At 46.8% G+C, this 17,817-nt stretch carries 17 protein-coding genes; 13 read left to right on the top strand and 4 right to left on the bottom strand.

The features are described 5' to 3' along the window. The first annotated feature begins 17 nt into the window (after positions 1–17). Together rluD and pgeF are read left to right on the top strand one after the other, a co-directional pair. Positions 18–1,061: a 23S rRNA pseudouridine(1911/1915/1917) synthase RluD gene (gene rluD / locus EP181_RS06580; RefSeq protein WP_127470944.1), complete on the top strand. Its 1,044-nt coding sequence runs from the start codon at positions 18–20 to the stop codon at positions 1,059–1,061. Further along, on the top strand, positions 1,061–1,855 hold the full coding sequence (gene pgeF, locus EP181_RS06575) for a peptidoglycan editing factor PgeF (RefSeq protein ID WP_127470943.1): 795 nt from the start codon (positions 1,061–1,063) through the stop codon (positions 1,853–1,855). The genes rluD and pgeF overlap by 1 nt, the downstream gene beginning before the upstream one ends. A 27-nt stretch (positions 1,856–1,882) precedes the next feature. Here pgeF and EP181_RS06570 read toward each other — a convergent pair whose 3' ends face one another. Beyond that, positions 1,883–3,874 carry a monovalent cation:proton antiporter-2 (CPA2) family protein gene (locus tag EP181_RS06570; protein ID WP_127470942.1) on the bottom strand — a complete coding sequence of 664 codons (1,992 nt, stop codon included), beginning with the start codon at positions 3,872–3,874 and terminating at the stop codon, positions 1,883–1,885. An 82-nt stretch (positions 3,875–3,956) separates the two neighbouring features. After that, a complete protein-coding gene (gene nadC, locus EP181_RS06565; protein ID WP_127470941.1) occupies positions 3,957–4,808 on the bottom strand; it encodes a carboxylating nicotinate-nucleotide diphosphorylase in 852 nt (283 codons plus the stop codon). A 69-nt stretch (positions 4,809–4,877) separates the two neighbouring features. Between nadC and ampD the strand changes: the two genes are divergently transcribed. Together ampD and EP181_RS06550 are read left to right on the top strand one after the other, a co-directional pair. Beyond that, positions 4,878–5,465, top strand: a complete 588-nt coding sequence (ampD, locus tag EP181_RS06560) for a 1,6-anhydro-N-acetylmuramyl-L-alanine amidase AmpD (RefSeq protein WP_127470940.1) — start codon at positions 4,878–4,880, stop codon at positions 5,463–5,465. Between the two features lie 390 nt (positions 5,466–5,855). Then, positions 5,856–6,371 (top strand): flavodoxin, encoded by a 516-nt coding sequence (locus EP181_RS06550; protein WP_127470938.1) that lies wholly within the window; start codon positions 5,856–5,858, stop codon positions 6,369–6,371. 153 nt (positions 6,372–6,524) lie between these two features. Here the strand turns inward: EP181_RS06550 and EP181_RS06545 are convergent, their stop codons facing one another. Next, positions 6,525–7,181: a histidinol-phosphatase gene (locus EP181_RS06545; RefSeq protein WP_127470937.1), complete on the bottom strand. Its 657-nt coding sequence runs from the start codon at positions 7,179–7,181 to the stop codon at positions 6,525–6,527. A gap of 298 nt (positions 7,182–7,479) precedes the next feature. On the opposite strand from EP181_RS06545, the gene EP181_RS06540 reads away from it, so the two are divergent. After that, positions 7,480–7,968 (top strand): RNA pyrophosphohydrolase, encoded by a 489-nt coding sequence (locus tag EP181_RS06540; RefSeq protein ID WP_127470936.1) that lies wholly within the window; start codon positions 7,480–7,482, stop codon positions 7,966–7,968. A gap of 66 nt (positions 7,969–8,034) precedes the next feature. Here the strand turns inward: EP181_RS06540 and EP181_RS06535 are convergent, their stop codons facing one another. Then, on the bottom strand, positions 8,035–9,249 hold the full coding sequence (locus EP181_RS06535; protein ID WP_127470935.1) for a GNAT family N-acetyltransferase: 1,215 nt from the start codon (positions 9,247–9,249) through the stop codon (positions 8,035–8,037). 102 nt (positions 9,250–9,351) lie between these two features. Here EP181_RS06535 and EP181_RS06530 point away from each other — a divergent pair, with 102 nt between their 5' ends. The 8 genes from EP181_RS06530 (at position 9,352) to EP181_RS06500 (ending at position 17,798) form a co-directional block, all read left to right on the top strand. Further along, the gene (locus tag EP181_RS06530) at positions 9,352–10,107 is read left to right on the top strand and encodes a pseudouridine synthase (protein WP_127470934.1); all 756 of its coding nucleotides are present in this window, start codon (positions 9,352–9,354) and stop codon (positions 10,105–10,107) included. A 28-nt stretch (positions 10,108–10,135) separates the two neighbouring features. Continuing rightward, a complete protein-coding gene (locus EP181_RS06525) occupies positions 10,136–10,591 on the top strand; it encodes a YcgN family cysteine cluster protein (protein ID WP_127470933.1) in 456 nt (151 codons plus the stop codon). Positions 10,592–10,800: 209 nt separating this feature from the next. Then, positions 10,801–11,559, top strand: a complete 759-nt coding sequence (locus tag EP181_RS06520) for an elongation factor-1 alpha (RefSeq protein WP_127470932.1) — start codon at positions 10,801–10,803, stop codon at positions 11,557–11,559. Between the two features lie 118 nt (positions 11,560–11,677). After that, complete coding sequence (gene acnB / locus EP181_RS06515; RefSeq protein WP_127470931.1) at positions 11,678–14,251, top strand: bifunctional aconitate hydratase 2/2-methylisocitrate dehydratase; 2,574 nt, start codon at positions 11,678–11,680, stop codon at positions 14,249–14,251. Between the two features lie 123 nt (positions 14,252–14,374). Next, the gene (locus EP181_RS06510) at positions 14,375–15,496 is read left to right on the top strand and encodes a hypothetical protein (RefSeq protein ID WP_127470930.1); all 1,122 of its coding nucleotides are present in this window, start codon (positions 14,375–14,377) and stop codon (positions 15,494–15,496) included. A gap of 74 nt (positions 15,497–15,570) precedes the next feature. Continuing rightward, complete coding sequence (gene thrC / locus EP181_RS12425; protein ID WP_232023359.1) at positions 15,571–16,479, top strand: threonine synthase; 909 nt, start codon at positions 15,571–15,573, stop codon at positions 16,477–16,479. After that, the gene (locus EP181_RS12420; protein ID WP_232023358.1) at positions 16,461–17,045 is read left to right on the top strand and encodes a PALP domain-containing protein; all 585 of its coding nucleotides are present in this window, start codon (positions 16,461–16,463) and stop codon (positions 17,043–17,045) included. Before thrC ends, EP181_RS12420 begins: the two co-directional genes overlap by 19 nt. A 270-nt stretch (positions 17,046–17,315) precedes the next feature. Next, complete coding sequence (locus EP181_RS06500) at positions 17,316–17,798, top strand: nucleoside deaminase (protein WP_127470929.1); 483 nt, start codon at positions 17,316–17,318, stop codon at positions 17,796–17,798. Positions 17,799–17,817: the final 19 nt, after the last annotated feature.

Raw genomic sequence — 17,817 nt, 5'->3', positions numbered from 1 at the left:
CTGTTTAAGGTTATCCATTGAGTAAGCAAATATTAACAGCCACCATTCCTCACGATGCACTTGGAGAAAGGTTAGACGTCGCCATTGGGCCACTATTTTCAGATTATTCGCGCAGTCGAATTCAGCAGTGGATTAAAGACGGCAACGTCACCATTAACGGTGTGGCCTGGCTTAAGCCACGCCAACCGGTTTTAGGTGGCGAAAAGGTCGAATTGATTGCCCAGATTGACAATGAAATCGATATTCCGGCGCAAGAGATTGAACTCGACATTCTGTACGAAGACGATGCCATTATGGTCATTAACAAACCCGTGGGTTTGGTAGTGCATCCGGGTGCAGGTAATCCAGACATGACGTTAATGAACGCGTTGTTGTTTCACAATGACAAACTGCGTGAAGTGCCGCGTGCTGGTATTGTGCACCGTTTAGACAAAGAAACCTCTGGTTTGATGGTGGTGGCTAAAACAGTACCGGCGCAAACTAATTTGGTAAGTCAGTTATCTCGCCATGCAGTAGAGCGACTTTACGATGCTGTCGTGGTCGGAAAAATGGCCAATGGCGGTACGGTAGATCAGCCTATTGGACGCAGTTCAGCCGATCGTAAAAAAATGGCCATTCGTCACTTTGGCGGCAAAGAAGCCATCAGTCATTACCGCGTGTTAGAGCGTTTTAGAGAGCATACACGCATCCGCGTTAAACTCGAAACGGGTCGCACGCATCAAATTAGAGTCCACATGGCGCACTTAGGGTTTCCGCTGGTGGGCGATCCGGTGTATGGCAAGCGTTTTAGAATTCCGAAGCAGATGAATGAAGAATTTGTGGTGTTTTTGCGTAACTTTAAACACCAAGCCCTGCACGCTGGCGCGCTGAGTTTAACCCATCCGGTTACGGGTAAAACCATGAAGTGGAAAGTGGACATGCCCGATGCGATGTTTGAGTTAATTGACGTGTTGCGCGAAGACATGGAAATGTACGAATCACGCAATATGGGGTACGACGATTACGACTACGATCACGGCGTTGAAGTCGAATGGGTCACCGATGAAGACATTCCTGACTGATGTTAGAGCGTAATAGTCAGCCTAATAATCAGTCTGACAGCCATTTTATCTACCCAGATTGGCCGGCACCTATTGGTGTAAAAGCGCTGTGTACTACACGTTTGGGCGGAGTAAGCTTGCCGCCATTTGATGGGTTTAATTTGGCCACGCATGTAGGCGACGATTTAAACGCCGTTTTAGCCAATCGACAGCAATTGGTCAATCGGGCTGGCTTATCCAGCCAACCCGTTTGGCTTAATCAGCAACATACTGTCGAGCTTGTTTGTCTTGACTCTTTAGCGACTCAAGATAATCCGCCTATTGCGGATGCTTCTTGGACGCAAGAATCGGGTCGAGTGGCGGTGGTGCTGACGGCCGATTGCTTGCCTATTTTAATCACTAATTTGGCAGGCACGTTGGTGTGTGCGATTCATGCGGGCTGGAAAGGCTTGGCTTCGGGTATTGTGCGTCAGTCCGTAGAGGCTTTACCAGAAAGCCCAGAACGTTTAATGGCGTGGATAGGTCCGGCGATTGGTGCACAGTCGTTTGAGGTGGGTGAAGAGGTTAGAGCGGTTTTTGTGGCAACGTCAGAGCTCAATGCAGGCTTTTTTAAGCCGTTGTCTGTAGACAGTCATTTACACAAAAAATATTTAGCCGACTTACCAGGCCTGGTCAAGTATGAATTAAATCAGTTAGGTGTCTCTTTTGTGTACGGCGGTGATTTATGCACTTACCGCGATGAGTCGCAGTTTTTTTCTTATCGTCGTTCTGGGCAAACCGGACGCATCGCCTCACTGATTTGGTTGGAGCGTTAAGGCGCGTTTTAATTCACGTATTAACGCTTAACTTTTGCCCGTTTTTAGAAGCTTTTCAGCACGGGCGACGTCTTCCGGCAAGCCCGAAATAACCACAAAATCAAGCACTCTTAGTAACGTGTCTGCTGCGGGGTTTTCGCCCCGTATGTTGCCGCGCACAATCGCATCAACGTGTACTTTTAACTCTTCTAACGGTAAGTCGTTTAAGGTTTTATTAACGGCATAAGCCGACTCTTCTAAGGTTACGCTGTGCAAAATCACTTTTGATGATTGACTGGGAACCAATAAATAATCTTCTTCGCCAGGGTAAAACTTTTCTAATAACCGATAGCGGTCTTTGCGCATTAAACGGGTCTCTTTTAACACTTTACTGGGCGGCTGGCCAATCATCAATAGCAGGTGCGACGCCAGCATAATGCTGGATTCAAAAGTGTCAGGCACTACTTCGTTAGCCCCCGCGTTAATCAGCTCGTCTACATGCAAATCGTCCAAGGTACGCACTAAAATGGGAATATTGGGGTTGAGACGGCGCAATGTGCGAATAATTTTAATACTGGCGTGAAAATCGTTAAAGGTAATGATGATGATTTTGGCTTTTTCTAAGCCGGCGGCATGCAAAATACTTTGTTTGGATGCGTCACCGTAATGCACGGGTTCGCCTGCTGCACTGGCTTCTTTTACCCTAACAATGTCCATGTCGAGCGCAATAAAGTTTTCGTTGGCGTTGCGTAAAAAGCGGCTTACGGTTTGACCAACGCGTCCAAAACCACACAGAACCACGTGGTTGTTTAAGCGTTTACTGGTTTCGGAAATGTTTGATTCAATTTCAAAATGGTTGGCGTTGTAGCTCTCTTTATGAATAATTTTGGCAATTTTACCGTTAAATTTAACCATAAACGGCGACACCGCCATGCTTAACACGGCCGCCGTCAGCAAAATATTACCGGTATCAAGCGGCAGTAAATTGTAGGTAAAGGCCAGAGTAATCAACACCAAACCAAACTCACCCACTTGCGCCAAAGACAAGGCCGTTCTGGCGGCGACACCGGCGGTTTTATGGAGCAGTCGTGCCACCGTGTAAATAACCAGACCTTTAACTAAAATAATGCCCAAGGTAATGAGCAGAACTAACCAGAAGTGCGTCATTAAAATATCAACCGAAATCAACATGCCCACGGTGACAAAGAACAGTCCCAGTAAAATATCTTGAAACGGCCGAATGTCCGATTCAATTTGATGGCGATATTCGGTCTCACCCAACATCATGCCGGCTAAAAATGCGCCCAGCGTTAAAGACAACCCCATCTCTTCGGTAAATGCCGCCGAGCTGAGTGCCACCATTAACACCGTTAAAGTAAAGAGCTCTTGCGATTTAGCGGCCGCCACTTCGTGAAACAGTGGGCGCAGAAGGTAGCGTCCGATGGCCAGCATAATCACCACCACTAAAATGCCTTTTGCAAACGTAAAAGCCATTGACATGCCAAAAGAGTCACCGTCACTCTGAGTGATGGCCAAGGTGGGAATTAAGATAAGCAATGGGATAGCAATGATGTCTTGAAAAATTAAAATGCCCACGGCCGAGCGACCGTGACGCGACTGAATTTCGGATTGTTCGGTCAGTTGTTTTATGACGATGGCGGTGGAAGACAGGGCAAAAGCCGAGGCAATGACTATGTTGGTATTGGTGTCTAAACCCGCCATCCAGCCAATAAAAAAGACCACCAGGCCTGTTGCAAATACTTGCGCCGATCCTAGGCCAAAAACCTGTTTACGCATGGCCACCATTTGCGACAGCGAGAACTCTAAGCCAATCGCAAACAATAAAAAAACAATGCCAAATTCGGCCAATAAAGAGATGTTTTCTTCATTTTCAATAAAGGCAAAGCCAAACGGACCCACGATAATGCCCACTACGATGTAGCTTAAGATGGGCGGAAAATGCAGCCGACGTGACAACGCCACCGTTAAAACGGCGATGCCTAAGAGTAAAACAATACTGACTAAAATATGATCATGCACAGCTGAGAATTTTTCCGTTTAAGAGTGGATAGCGTTTTAAAAATAAGATGGCCGTAGAAAAAAGTCGCTTGTTAAAAGCATATCAAAGCATCTCAAAGCGCATTGAAAGATCAATCGCCTTAATATGTTTGGTAAGTGCGCCGCTCGAAATAAAATCCACACCCGTTTTTGCTAAGTGCGCAAGTTGGTCTATTTCGACATTGCCCGATACTTCGAGCTTGGCTTGTCCGCTAACCAGCATAACAGCCGCGTGCATCTGCTCATAGCTAAAGTTGTCAAGCATGATAATGTTGGCGCCCGCCATTAAGGCTTGCTTAACCTCGGCGAGGTTTTCGGTTTCAACCTCAATGGACACGCCAGGATGCAAGGTTTTCGCTAAATTAACGGCCTGTGCAATGCCACCGGCGGCCATAATGTGGTTTTCTTTAATTAAAATGGCATCGTACAACCCCATGCGATGATTGCAACCACCGCCACACTTAACGGCGTATTTTTGCGCCAAGCGCAGGCCTGGTAGGGTTTTACGTGTGTCTAACAGTTGTGTGTGCGTGTTTTTGAGCTGTGCAACATACTGCGCGGTGACCGTGGCGGTGGCCGACAAGGTTTGTAAAAAATTGAGCGCAGTGCGCTCGGCGGTTAAAATCGCGCGAGCCGAACCCTGTAATGTGCAAATTAGCTGATTCGCCGCGACCGCTTGACCCTCGGTAATGTGCCAGTCAATTTGAATACTGGCGTCTATTTGCCTAAAGACTTCCTCAAACCAAGGGCGACCACAGATAATGGCCGCTTCGCGACAGACAATTTTGGCATTAGCTTGCGTATTGGACGCAATTAATTGCGCGGTTAAATCTCCAGCACCAACGTCTTCTTGCAACGCGGAGGCGACCGTAGTGCTTAAGTTTAAAAAATAATTCGGCAGGATTGTTGACGTCATATAAGTGCTCAAGACTGGACTGGTGAGTATTGGGCGGTATTATACCCAATTCGTATTATAATGCGCCTTATGAAAACCACTTCGTCTAGTAACTTATATAACATTAACACTCAAACAGGCCTGGTCAGTTCGGTTGAATTTATTGCCAGTCCTAATTTTGATGCCCGCCCAAAGTGCGTAAATCCTACCTTAATTGTGGTGCACGGCATTAGTTTGCCGCCCAATCAATTTGGAGGATCCGCCATTGCCGACTTGTTTACCAATCAACTGGATGCCGCTAGTGACCCATATTTTGAAAAGATAAAAGGGTTAAAAGTATCGGCTCACGCGCTGATTAAGCGCGATGGCACCTTGGTGCAGTTTGTGCCGTTTAACCAGCGCGCATGGCATGCCGGACAGTCGAAGTTTAAAGGGCAAGCAAATTGCAATGACTTTTCGGTAGGTATTGAGCTAGAGGGCACCGATTTTAGTTGTTATACCGCAATGCAATATGCGGTTTTGGCGCGCTTAATTAAAAGCCTGCGGGAGGTTTATCCAGGTTTACAAACCGCCAATAATGATAATATTGTTGGGCACAGCGACATAGCACCCGATCGAAAAACCGACCCTGGGGCGTATTTTGTTTGGCCTGCGCTGCATCGGCTGCTTGAGGATTGATGCTTGTTTAATGGCTTGTTTATTGACTTTTTTAAGCAATCCAACCCTTACTTTTTGTTTGAGTGTTGGGGTCGGGTTTTGGGCTAAACCTTAAGCAAGGTTCCCCCGAGCTTTCGAGCACTACTTGACTGGGAAGTTTATGGGTTTTAAAGCCAAACGCCTTGCAACCCCGTGGATTGGAGGCATCCCAAGTTACAAAAAAATGCCGGCATTTAAAACAATCGATTGAATCAGTATTTTTCATGGTGATGTATAAAATTAAGTGAATTAATAAGAAGCTTTGCTGTGCTATGATTTGCGTCAATTAAATGAACAGTTTAGATTATGGCATTTACGGACGTTTGTGAGAGCCAATTTTACACGTAAATTTTGTATTTAGAGGGGATAAAAATGAGCAAAGTGGGTCTATTTTACGGCACAGATACTGGCAATACCGAGCGCGTTGCAGACATGATTAAAGATAAATTTGGTGCCGACTTGATTGATGTGCATGACATTTCCACCGCGAGTGCTGGGGATTTTGCCAAGTATACTAATATTATTTTAGGCCAACCCACTTGGTATTACGGCGAACTGCAAAGCAGCTGGGACGATTTTTGGAACGATTTTAAGAGCATCGACTTTACCGGTAAAACCGTGGCCTGTTTTGGTTTGGGCGATCAGGCGGATTACTCAGAATACTTTTTGGATGCGATGGGCTTAATGCACGATGTTGCGGTAGAAAACGGCGCAACGCCTGCCGGTTATACCTCAACCGATGGTTATGAGTTTGATGAGTCAAAAGCGGTGACCGAAGACGGCGAGTTCTTTGTCGGCTTAGGAATCGACGAAGATCAGCAAGCCGATAAAACCGCTGGTCGCATTGACGCGTGGGTAGAACAGGTTAAAGAAGAGATGGCGTTGTAACTAAGAATAAGCTTAACGCTGCTTTTTAAAAACAGTGCGTTAAAAAACCGCTCAATCCTAGGTTTAATGTCTAGGATGCGAGCGGTTTTTTTATGTCTGCAATTTGAGGTGATATAGCTTTATCATGTTTTAAATTAAACACGCAAGATTAGGTTAGTCACGCAAGCTTATGGTTTTCCATTGCTTTTCTTGCGCCACGCTTAATAATTTGCTGTCACCGTCTACCACCACGGGGTGTTCCACAATGTACAGCAATGGAAGATCGTTGTGCGAGTCTGAGTAAAAATAACTGCCGTTTAAGGTTTCATTGTGCTCTGTTAACCAGGCCTGTAAGCGGGTCACTTTGCCTTGCTGAAAGGTGGGCGTACCCAACACTTCACCAGTGTAACGATTGTTGACCAACACACCTTCGGTGCCCAGCAGTTCGTTAATACCGTAGTACGTGCCAATCGGCCGGGTAATAAAGGTGTTGGTGGCCGTAATGATCAATAGCCGATCGCCACGGGCTTTGTGCTCGTTAATAAGTGCATGCGCTTTTGCGAGGGTTCTGGGTTTTATAAACTGCTCCATAAACTCATTATGCCATTGGTTTAAAGTAGTCATGTCATGATGCGTTAATGGCTCGAGCGCAAAGCGCTGGTAGGCCATAATGTCTAGCGTGCCCGCTTGATATTGTTGGTAAAAAAGGGCATTTTGCTCGCTAAAATGTTCGGCGTTAACATAGCCATTTTGCACCAAAAATTCACCCCATAAAAAATCACTGTCGCCAGCAATTAAGGTGTTGTCCAAATCAAAGATTGCTAATGCCATGGGATTCCCTGCTTTTTAAATGAGTTGATTTAAGGGCGCTTTTATTTACCGGTAGATTTGACTGTGTGGCAAATAGAGGCGCCCTAAATTTGGAACAACATCCTAAACCATCACTGACACGCGCACAAGCCGGCTGATTAGCCAGGTGTTGCAAATAATTGCAAAAAATTGTGATTAATCGTAACGAGTCGTAAATAACGGTATTGAACGATAATCGGCTTCAAAATCATTTATGGATTGAAAAAAAACCAATTTTAGGCACTATTAGCGCATATTTATAATTGTATTTAGGGTTTCCATGATCGATCAAGACGGTTACCGACATAATGTGGGCATTATTATTGTCAATAAAGAGGGCAAGCTGTTTTGGGGTAAACGAATTCAACAGGATGCCTGGCAGTTTCCACAAGGCGGCATTCGTGAAAATGAAACCCCGCAACAAGCGGTTTTTAGAGAGTTAAAAGAAGAAGTGGGTTTAGAGCCTTCTGACGTGCGTGTTTTAGGCCGCACCAATGGCTGGTTAAGTTACGATTTACCCAAACACCTTATTCGGCATTACAGTCAACCTGTGTGCATTGGCCAAAAACAAATTTGGTTTATGCTGGGGTTTGAAGGCGACGTTGAGCGCATTAATTTAGGCCTGCACGATTCGCCCGAGTTTGAATCGTGGGCGTGGGTTGATTATTGGCGTCCAGTGCAAGAGGTGGTTAGTTTTAAACAAGCGGTATACCATCAAGCGCTGACCGATTTAGAAGGCGCGCTTAAAAAGTTTTGGTTGCCAAGGTAGTTAAGGCGTTTAAAGGCCTTTGACCAGGCCTGGTCAAAGGCCTTTTTGTTTTGAATTTGTAATGCTTTATGTTGTTTTATACGGATTGTGTGTTTGACACTGGGCTATATAGTTTTGATTTTGTTGCTGTTCTTGTTTAATAAAACCTTGTAATCCACGATCAAGATCGGCTTGCAGAGTGGGTGGAATCTGTGATGGATTAAGCCAGTGGGTGGATTGTGTTTCAACGGGTACAAAGCCACGGGCTATTTTATGCTCGCCCCCCGCACCAGGTTCAAACACCTGCAAGCCGCGTTCAATGGCAAACTCAATGCCCTGGTAATAGCACGCTTCAAAATGCAGATGGTTGACCTCTTCAATACAGCCCCAATGACGGCCAAACAGTGTGGTATCGCTGTAATACATTAACGAACCGGCAATGCACTGGCCGTTTTTATCGGCCAATACCAACAAGACGTTGTTGGGTAAAGCCCGTGCGACGGCTTTAAAAAATTCGGTGTTTAAGGTAGGCGTACTCCATTTTTCGGTAAAGGTTTTGGTGTAAAAATAGCCAAAATGCTCCCAGTCTTGAGCGGTGGCGGTGTGGCCGTTTAGCCGCCTAAAAGTAACACCCGCACGCGCCACACTTTGACGCTCTTGGCGAATGTTCTTACGTTTTTTGGGCGTTAATTGCGCCAAAAAATCGTCAAAGCCAGTGTAGTTTTGGTTAAACCAATGAAAATGACAATCGTGGCGAGTATAAACAAATGGTTGGCCGGCCACCTGTTGCGCCAACCAAGTTTGTTGCGCGGCGTGGGCAAATAAAAGGTGCAATCCACTGTAGGCGTGTTGTTGCGCAAGCTCAAGTGCGGCGTTCCATAAGGTTTGCGTTAAAAATTCGACCGAGTAATCCTCAGTTTGATTAATCGGCATATTCTGTAACGCCACATTTCGTACCAAAAAACGTTGACCACTCACAGGGCTGTAAGGCACAGCGCTAACCAATTTAGGAAAATACGCCAACCCCATTTGCGTCCACGCGTTTGACCAGGCCTGGTCAAAGACAAATTCACCGTAACTGTTGTGTTTTTCGTACAGCGGCATGGCGGCGATTAAGGTGTTTTGATGGTAAATCGCCAGGTGTTGAGGATGCCAACCGTACCTTGGCGCGGCGCAATGGTGTTGCTCCAGCGCATGCAAAAACGCATGGCTTAAAAATGGCTGGTGGTTTTCTACCAGCGCATCCCATTGTTGGGCGTCAATTTGACTGATTTGACTGTGAACTTGAATCTTTAGTGGCATGGCAATTCCCATAAATGGCGTTAAAGAAGCTAGGGTGTTGCAGTATAATGTTCTTTTTTAAGCGTTGCACCAAGAGGTTACAATAGCGATGTTAAAACAACCATGCTGAGCATTATTTTTAAAAATGCCGATTTTGTGGTGGTTGACAAGCCCAGCGGATTAAATTTTCACAGTGAGTGCGTGGTGCAACAAGACGTGTCGCAAGCATTGATACCGCCCGATTTACTGCCTGAAGATGCCACGCTTGACAATGCAAGGCAACCAGGCCTGGTGGTGTTGGTAAAACAACAATTAAATTGTCCTGAACTTTATCCGGTGCATCGGTTAGACAAAATGACCTCGGGACTGGTAGTGTTTGCACTTAATAAGCCGGCCGCACAACGGTTTGGCTTGATGTTTGCCGCGCATGAAGTGCAAAAATACTATTTGGCTATTAGCGATAAAAAACCCAACAAAAAACAAGGTTGGGTTAAGGGCGATATGCTCAGCGCCCGTCGGGGCAGCTACAAACTGGCTAAGACGTTGCAAAACCCGGCCATTACACAGTTTGTTACGTCGTTAATCGCCCCCAAAAAACGCCTGTTTTTGGTTAAACCCATTACTGGCAAAACGCACCAAATTAGAGTGGCCTTAAAAAGTTTAGCCGCGCCCATTTTGGGCGACCTACGTTATGCCGAGCGCCTATCGGCTCAGCTAAGTGATCGCGGGTATTTGCATGCGTACGCCATGCAATTTAGTCTTTTTAACCAATCTTACGAGTTTGTACTAGCGCCCAACGAAGGTGCCGAGTTTTTAACGCTCGAGTGCCAAGCCATTATTAAAAACTGGTTACACCCGTGGAATTTTTTTAGCGGTTAATTGGATTTACGCAGGATTTACGCACACTATGTCAGAAAAATTTACCAACTCAAGCGCCCCTTTTTGGGAAACCAAAACCCTGCAGCAAATGACGCAAGGTGAATGGGAGTCTATTTGTGATGGTTGTGGGTTATGTTGTTTAACCAAGCTGCAAGACGACGACACCGAAGAAATTGTCTACACTTGTGTGGTCTGTGCTTATTCGGATATTACGACTGGGCAGTGTCGCGATTACGCCCATCGCAGTGTTAACGTGCCAAGTTGCGTTCAGCTCACCCAAGAAGGTATTGAGCAGTTTGATTGGTTGCCCGATACCTGTTCGTACCGAGTGTTGCATCGTGGCCAAAGCTTGCCCAACTGGCATCCGTTAATTTCTGGCGATGCGCGCAGTGTCGGCAAAGCCGGTGTAGGATTAACCGCTATTGCGGTGGTTATCGACAACGGTAAACTGGATTACGAAGATTATTTAATCCCCAAACCCTAAGAGAGACCTTTGCACGAGTGGATGTACGGCTAAAAATGGTTAAAATTTTCCTGCTTTTCGTTAGAAAACTTGTGAATAGCCAGCTATTCACTGCGTTTCCCGCCTCAATCAGGACAATTTTTCCTCATTTTTTTCTCGCACCCCACACGTGCAAAGGTCTCTAAGAGCCTGTCGGCTTAACACAAACGCACTTATACAAGGTTACTACTATGCAAACATCTTGGTTAAATTTAGCGAGTTTATCGTTGTCGGTAAAAGCGTTGTTTACCGGTTATATTTTAGTCACTGGACTCGGATTGATTATGGCTGGCGCGCAAATTATGCTCACCCACGGTATGGCCGACGGCAAAGTGGGGTTGTCGGTAGACGACATTGTGTACAGCTATTACGGTAATCGAGAAGGCTCTAAGTTAGAGAGCAAGCTGCACGGTTCGATGCAACATCACGCCACGGCAGAAGAGAACTTTACCTTAATCCAGTGGGCGCGAGAAGGTGCGCCCGAAAGCCAATGGCAGCCCATTATTAAACCCATTGTCGACGCTAAGTGCGCCAGCTGTCATGCCAATATGGCCAGCCTGCCAAACGTGGCCGATTATAAAGTCATGCAAACGGTCGCCCACATTGACCAAGGTGCGAGCTTGAGTGCGTTAACGCGCGTGTCGCATATTCATCTGTTTGGCATTGCGTTTATTTTCTTTTTTATTGGCTTTATTTTTTCGATGGCCAGCGGCATTAAACCGTGGTTAAAAGCGTTGCTTATTTTTGTGCCGTTTGCGTTTTTATTGGTGGACATTGCCTCTTGGTGGCTCACCAAATGGCACCCAGGATTTGCCTATTTGGTGATTATTGGTGGCTTTGGGTACAGTATGGCGGCGGTTATTATGCTGTTTACCTCGCTGTATCAAATGTGGATTATGCCGTTAAGGGGTCAAAAGTCCGCAGAAAACACCTGGCAAGATGGGCGCTAAAACCGCCTTGTGCTAAAATATTGCTAATTTTTTGGTTTAACCAGGCCTGGTCAGATGCAAAGATCGCAGTTTTTTAAGTTTAAATTTTAAGTTTTGAATTAAGTTTTGGAGTAGGTCTATGTTAAATGCGTACCGTCAACACGTCGCCGAGCGAGCTGAGCTTGGCATTCCCCCTTTGTCGTTAGACGCCAAACAAACGGCGCAAGTGGTGGAATTAATTAAAAACCCTCCCGCTGGCGAAGCCCAGTTTATTGTCGACCTACTGACCCATCGAGTGCCACCGGGTGTGGACGAAGCCTCTTATGTAAAAGCCAGTTTTTTAGCCGATGTGGCCAAAGGCACGGTTAAAACCGATTTAATTTCAGCCGAACACGCCACGTTTTTGTTAGGCACCATGCTGGGCGGTTACAACGTATTGCCGTTAATTGAACTGTTGGACAGCCCCATTAACGAAGTCGCCGAGGCCGCTGTGGTCGCTCTGTCTAAAACCTTATTGGTGTACGACGCGTACCATGATGTGATCGAAAAAGCCAAAATCAATCCCTTTGCTCAAAAAGTGGTGCAGTCTTGGGCCGATGCACAATGGTTTTTGGCCAAGCCCAAGTTACCAGAGCACATTACCGTTACCGTGTTTAAAGTGGACGGCGAAACCAACACCGACGATTTATCACCGGCCACCGCCGCATGGTCACGCCCAGACATTCCACTGCACGCCAAAGAGATGTTGGCCGCGCGCATTGACGACGTGGACGGCACCATTGAGCGTTTAAAAGCCAAAGGACATCCTGTCGCCTACGTGGGTGATGTGGTAGGCACCGGTTCTTCGCGTAAATCGGCCATGAACTCGGTCATGTGGTTTTTTGGCGACGACATTGCCTTTGTACCCAACAAGCGCCAAGGCGGCGTGGTATTGGGCGGCACTATTGCGCCGATTTTCTTTAACACCGCCGAAGACTCGGGTTCTTTACCCATAGAGTGCAATGTCGAAGCCATGAGCATGGGCGACGTGATTACCATTCATCCGTATTTAGGCAAAATCACCAACGAAGCAGGCGACACCATTTCAACGTTTGAACTCGCCCCCGACACCCTAGCCGACGAAGTGCGTGCCGGTGGACGCGTGCCCTTAATTATTGGCCGTGGTTTGACCGATAAAGCACGTAAATCGATGAAACTTGCTCCGTCTGAGGTGTTTATTCGCCCAGCTGATAAATCGGCGGCGGCACACGGTTATACTTTGGCGCAAAAAGTGGTGGGCAAAGCGTGCGGCATCGCCGGCGTGCGTCCAGGCATGTATTGCGAACCGCATATGTCCACCGTCGGTTCGCAAGATACCACCGGTGCGATGACCCGCGACGAGATGAAAGAGTTGGCGTGCCTAGGCTTTTCGGCCGATTTGGTGATGCAATCGTTTTGCCACACCGCCGCGTACCCTAAGCCGGTAGACATTACCTTACAGCACTCGTTGCCCGACTTTATGACCAGTCGCGGAGGGGTGGCGTTGCGTCCAGGCGATGGGGTTATCCATTCTTGGCTAAACCGTTTATTGTTGCCGGATACGGTAGGCACAGGGGGCGACTCGCACACCCGTTTTCCAATTGGTATTTCGTTCCCAGCCGGATCAGGCCTGGTGGCCTTTGGCGCCACCTTGGGGGTGATGCCGCTTAATATGCCCGAATCGGTGCTGGTGCGCTTTAAAGGCCAAATGCAACCGGGGATTACCTTGCGCGATTTGGTCAACGCTATTCCGTACCAAGCGATTCAAGAAGGTCTATTAACCGTTGAGAAAAAGGGCAAGAAAAATATTTTTAACGGTCGAGTGTTAGAGATTGAAGGCTTAGAGCATTTAAAAGCCGAACAAGCGTTTGAATTATCCGACGCCTCGGCCGAACGTTCGGCCAACGGCTGCGTGGTTAAGTTGGCTAAAGAGCCCATTATTGAATATTTAAAATCCAATATGGCGCTGATTAATTGGATGGTCGAAAACGGTTACCAAGACGCGCGCACTTTGTTGCGTCGTCGTGATGAAATGCAAGCGTGGATTGATAATCCACAGCTGCTAGAAGCCGACAGCGATGCCGATTATGCGGCGGTGATAGAAATTGATTTAAACACCATTAAAGAGCCGATTGTGGCGTGTCCCAATGACCCTGACGATGTTAAGTTATTGTCGCAGGTGCAGGGCGCGCACATTGATGAGGTGTTTATTGGCTCGTGTATGACCAATATTGGTCACTATCGTGCCGCTGGCAAGGTGCTTGAAACCATGGGCAATGTGCCGACGCGTTTATGGATTGCGCCGCCGACTAAAATGGACGAGCGTCAACTCATTGAAGAAGGCTATTACAGTATTTACGGTCGCGTGGGCGCGCGCACCGAAATGCCGGGTTGTTCATTGTGCATGGGTAACCAAGCGCGTGTGGCCGATGGCGCAACGGTGTTTTCAACCTCAACCCGCAACTTTCCCAATCGTTTAGGCAACGGTGCCGATGTGTATTTAGGCTCGGCGGAATTGGCGGCGGTGTGCGCGGCGTTAGGGCGTATTCCGACCATTAAAGAGTACATGGATGCGGTTGCCATGCTGGACACCATGAGCGATGACGTATACCGTTATTTGCAATTTGATGAAATGGCCGATTACGAAGTGATTTCGCCCAAAAAACTGTCCGACATAGGCGTAGCAGTCGCGTAATAAATTCATAACGCGACGCTTAACCGTTCATGTTGGTATAAGCACCCTAATAAACACTCTAATCGGTTTAATCGATTAGGGTGTTTTTTTATGGCAAGATAAGTCAAAAATAGGTCAAATAGTATGTCATCGAGCCATTCAACACCGTCCATACCACAGCAGGTTGTGACCCTGTGGGTTCCCGACCTGCTGAATCCGTTACGTTTAAAAGAAGCCGGTATCGCGTGGAGCCAGCTTAAGTTGCCCAATTTACAAACCTTGTGCGCCAAAGCCGATGTGTTTAGCGCCAAAGTGTTTAATGAGCAGGCTTTTTTTAAACAAGCCAATTACTTGTTTCACCAAAACAGCGATTTACCACTTGCGGCCATCAGCGCGCATTACGATGTTCCAAACTTTGATGGTAACGTTGACGCCAAGGCCTTTTGGTTGCGGGTTGATCCGGCACAAATGGTGCCAGATCGCGATACTTTGGTGCTGATTCCGCCCGAGGACTTGGCCATTACGTCCGCCGAATCGCAGGCGTTAATGAACAGTTTTAATGCGCACTTTGCTCAAGACGGGGTGCAACTGGAATACGGTGCGCCGCAGCGCTGGTATTTGCGCATGGTGCAACCCATTGACCTTACCACGACCAGCTTAATGGACGCGGCAAACCAAAGCGTTAATTTACGCTATCCCAAAGGTAACGCCGCGGGCTATTGGCACCCGTTAATGAATGAAGTGCAAATGCTGTTTTACACTCATCCAGTTAACGAAGCACGGCGCGAACAAAATCGCCCCGAAATTAACAGTATTTGGGTGTGGGGCGAAGGCCAATTGCACAATGTAGAGGGGCAGAGTGTGCTTAAACTGCGACCTGATGCCGCGATTTGGAGCCATAATCCGTATTTAAACGGACTGGCAAGCGCCTGCCAAGCGCACGCTAAACCCAGTTTGGCAAACTACCAGGCCTGGTCAAACGCCACACAAGTTCAAAATATAAATAACAGTGATGCAGAGCCGATAAAACATCATTTAATTTATCACGATGCGTTAAGCGATTCCTTGGCCAATTTAACCCAAGCGCAGTGGATTGATGCGGTGCAGCAGTTAGACCAAGATTGGTTAGAAGGCATACTAAACGGCTTACGTGAACAGCGTTTGCAATCGGTGTTGTTGGTGTTGGGCGATGGCCGTCAATATCATGTGCAACCCAAACACTTAAAGCGTTTTTGGCGGCTAAAAAAGTCGTTAAAACAATTTTAAGCTGTCGATAGCAAGGCTTTTGAGTATAATTTGTGCACTTTAATTTTGTTTAATTTAATCACGATGGAACCCCTATGAATTTTATCGAAACGCGTGGAAACGACTGCCATTTTCCGCTAGAACTGCCTTTTTCGGCGGTTATTTTAAGTCCAATGTCGTCGTTTGGTGGCATTTACTCACCCAAAACCTTGCCGCATTTGGGTCAAGAATTTTTAGCCGCCCATTTACAATCCAACTACAAAACATTGGCGCGCGCGGTGCTAGACGCCTTTGAAATTGACATTGACAGCGCGGTGATTGACCAGGCTTTAAGTCTGTACGACCAGTTTGACGACCCAAGCAACCCCGTTCCGGTGGTTAAAGTGTTAGACGATTTGTACGTTAGCGAGTTGTACCACGGTCCTACGCGCGCCTTTAAAGACATGGCGTTGCAACCGTTTGGCACTGTGTTGTCGGCCATTGCCAAACAGCGCAACGAAAAGTACTTAATTTTAGCGGCCACCAGTGGCGACACCGGACCTGCGGCGTTAGACACGTTTAGAAACAAAGAAAACGTCATGGTGGCGTGCTTGTATCCGCAAGGCGGAACATCGGACGTGCAGCGTTTGCAAATGGTGACCGAAGACGCGGCCAACTTAAAAGTTATTGGTATTAAAGGCGATTTTGACGACGCACAAAGCGCGCTTAAACGTTTATTGGTGTCGGACAAGTTTAAAGCCAAATTAATGGAACATGGCATCTCGTTGTCGGCAGCCAACTCGGTTAACTTTGGGCGCATTATTTTTCAAACCATTTACCACATTCACAGTTATTTAGAGTTGATACGCCAGGGCGCGATTACCTTGGGCGAAAAAATCTATTTAAACGTACCCAGTGGCAACTTTGGTAACGCACTAGGCGGCTATTACGCCATGAAAATGGGCTTGCCAGTGCAAAAATTCTTATCGCGTCCAACAACAACAACGTGCTTACCCAGTTTATAACCACCGGGCATTACGATTTACGCGATACTCCGGTTATTCCCACGTCGTCACCGGCCATGGATATTTTAAAATCGTCTAATATTGAACGGATTTTGTTTGATTTGTTTGGTGCCGCGCGCACCAAAGCGTTAATGCTTCAGTTAGACAACGACAAGTTTTACGCTTTAAACCCAGAGGAACTGGCCGTTATTCAAAATCTGTTTGCCGCCGATTTTTGCACCGATGAAGAAGGCAGCGCGTACATGAAAACCGCCTTTGACCACGGTTATTTAATGGATCCGCACACCGCCACCTGCTTTAAAGTGTACGACACTGGGCGCGACAATAAAGCCTTAAAAACCATTGTTTACTCCACCGCAGAATGGACAAAGTTTTCACCCGTGATTGCCAAAGCCCTTACCGGTCAAACAGTGGAAGGTGATGTGGCGGCGTTGAACGTAATTGCGCAAAAAGCCAATGTGCCCATTCCGGCACAAATTAAAGCGGTCTTGCAAAAACCGATTACTCAAGATGGTGTAGTTGAAAAGACCCAAATTGAAGAAGCCATTTTGGCGTTTTTAGGGTAGGTTGATAAGTAAAGCTCTTTGTTAACGTAAAGTGTGTTGAGCGTTAACATGCCGTTCACTTTAAAATAAATGGGCTTTTTTATTTGAGGCGGTCACTTGTGAATAGCCAGCTATTCACAAGTGACCGCCCAACGAAAATACCTTTGGGGTGCAACGAAAAGCAGGAAAATTTTAACCATTTTTGGCCTTACATCCAATCGTGAAAAGGTCTCACCTTATTACTTTGACCGAATTTTTTCAGGACTTTAACGGAGTTTTTCAGGGGGGTGTATGTCAGGAATTTTGTCTAAACAAGCGTATGCTGCTTTGCTTGAACCCGCTTTTGAGCAGGCCGAAATTGGGTTTTCCGAAGGAGGCGTGCCTGTGGGAGCGGCTTTGTTCGATGCGTCTGGCGATTTATTGAGCGTTGGTCGTAATCGACGAGTGCAGGAAAACGACCCGTCTATTCATGGTGAAACAGATGCCTTTCGGCGGGCGGGGCGGCAGTCTTCTTATCGCGACAAAATTTTAGTCACCACTTTGGCACCCTGTTGGTATTGTTCGGGTTTAATTCGGCAGTTTAATATTGGCACGGTGGTGGTGGGCGAGTCGGTTAATTTTGAAGGGCATTTGGACTGGCTAAGAGAGGCGAGGGTTCAGGTGGTTGAGTTGAATGATGCGCGATGTATATCGCTCATGGCAAGCTTTATTCAGCAAAGTCCCGATATTTGGAATGAAGATATTGGGGAGTGCGCTTGTGACTCATGCTGCTAGATTTAATGGCTTAGTTTTG

The organism is Thiomicrorhabdus aquaedulcis, assembly GCF_004001325.1.
GTDB classification, from domain to species: Bacteria; Pseudomonadota; Gammaproteobacteria; order Thiomicrospirales; family Thiomicrospiraceae; genus Thiomicrorhabdus; species Thiomicrorhabdus aquaedulcis.
This window is presented reverse-complemented; position numbering and strand designations above follow the sequence as displayed.

What these genes read in the sequence shown, in the direction of transcription:
- pgeF (WP_127470943.1), top strand. Translation starts at nt 1,061, where the DNA reads ATGTTAGAGCGTAATAGTCAGCCTAATAATCAGTCTGACAGCCATTTT.
- nadC (WP_127470941.1), bottom strand. Translation starts at nt 4,808, where the DNA reads ATGACGTCAACAATCCTGCCGAATTATTTTTTAAACTTAAGCACTACG.
- ampD (WP_127470940.1), top strand. Translation starts at nt 4,878, where the DNA reads ATGAAAACCACTTCGTCTAGTAACTTATATAACATTAACACTCAAACA.
- EP181_RS06550 (WP_127470938.1), top strand. Translation starts at nt 5,856, where the DNA reads ATGAGCAAAGTGGGTCTATTTTACGGCACAGATACTGGCAATACCGAG.
- EP181_RS06545 (WP_127470937.1), bottom strand. Translation starts at nt 7,181, where the DNA reads ATGGCATTAGCAATCTTTGATTTGGACAACACCTTAATTGCTGGCGAC.
- EP181_RS06540 (WP_127470936.1), top strand. Translation starts at nt 7,480, where the DNA reads ATGATCGATCAAGACGGTTACCGACATAATGTGGGCATTATTATTGTC.
- EP181_RS06535 (WP_127470935.1), bottom strand. Translation starts at nt 9,249, where the DNA reads ATGCCACTAAAGATTCAAGTTCACAGTCAAATCAGTCAAATTGACGCC.
- EP181_RS06530 (WP_127470934.1), top strand. Translation starts at nt 9,352, where the DNA reads ATGCTGAGCATTATTTTTAAAAATGCCGATTTTGTGGTGGTTGACAAG.
- EP181_RS06525 (WP_127470933.1), top strand. Translation starts at nt 10,136, where the DNA reads ATGTCAGAAAAATTTACCAACTCAAGCGCCCCTTTTTGGGAAACCAAA.
- EP181_RS06520 (WP_127470932.1), top strand. Translation starts at nt 10,801, where the DNA reads ATGCAAACATCTTGGTTAAATTTAGCGAGTTTATCGTTGTCGGTAAAA.
- acnB (WP_127470931.1), top strand. Translation starts at nt 11,678, where the DNA reads ATGTTAAATGCGTACCGTCAACACGTCGCCGAGCGAGCTGAGCTTGGC.
- EP181_RS06510 (WP_127470930.1), top strand. Translation starts at nt 14,375, where the DNA reads ATGTCATCGAGCCATTCAACACCGTCCATACCACAGCAGGTTGTGACC.
- thrC (WP_232023359.1), top strand. Translation starts at nt 15,571, where the DNA reads ATGAATTTTATCGAAACGCGTGGAAACGACTGCCATTTTCCGCTAGAA.
- EP181_RS06500 (WP_127470929.1), top strand. Translation starts at nt 17,316, where the DNA reads ATGTCAGGAATTTTGTCTAAACAAGCGTATGCTGCTTTGCTTGAACCC.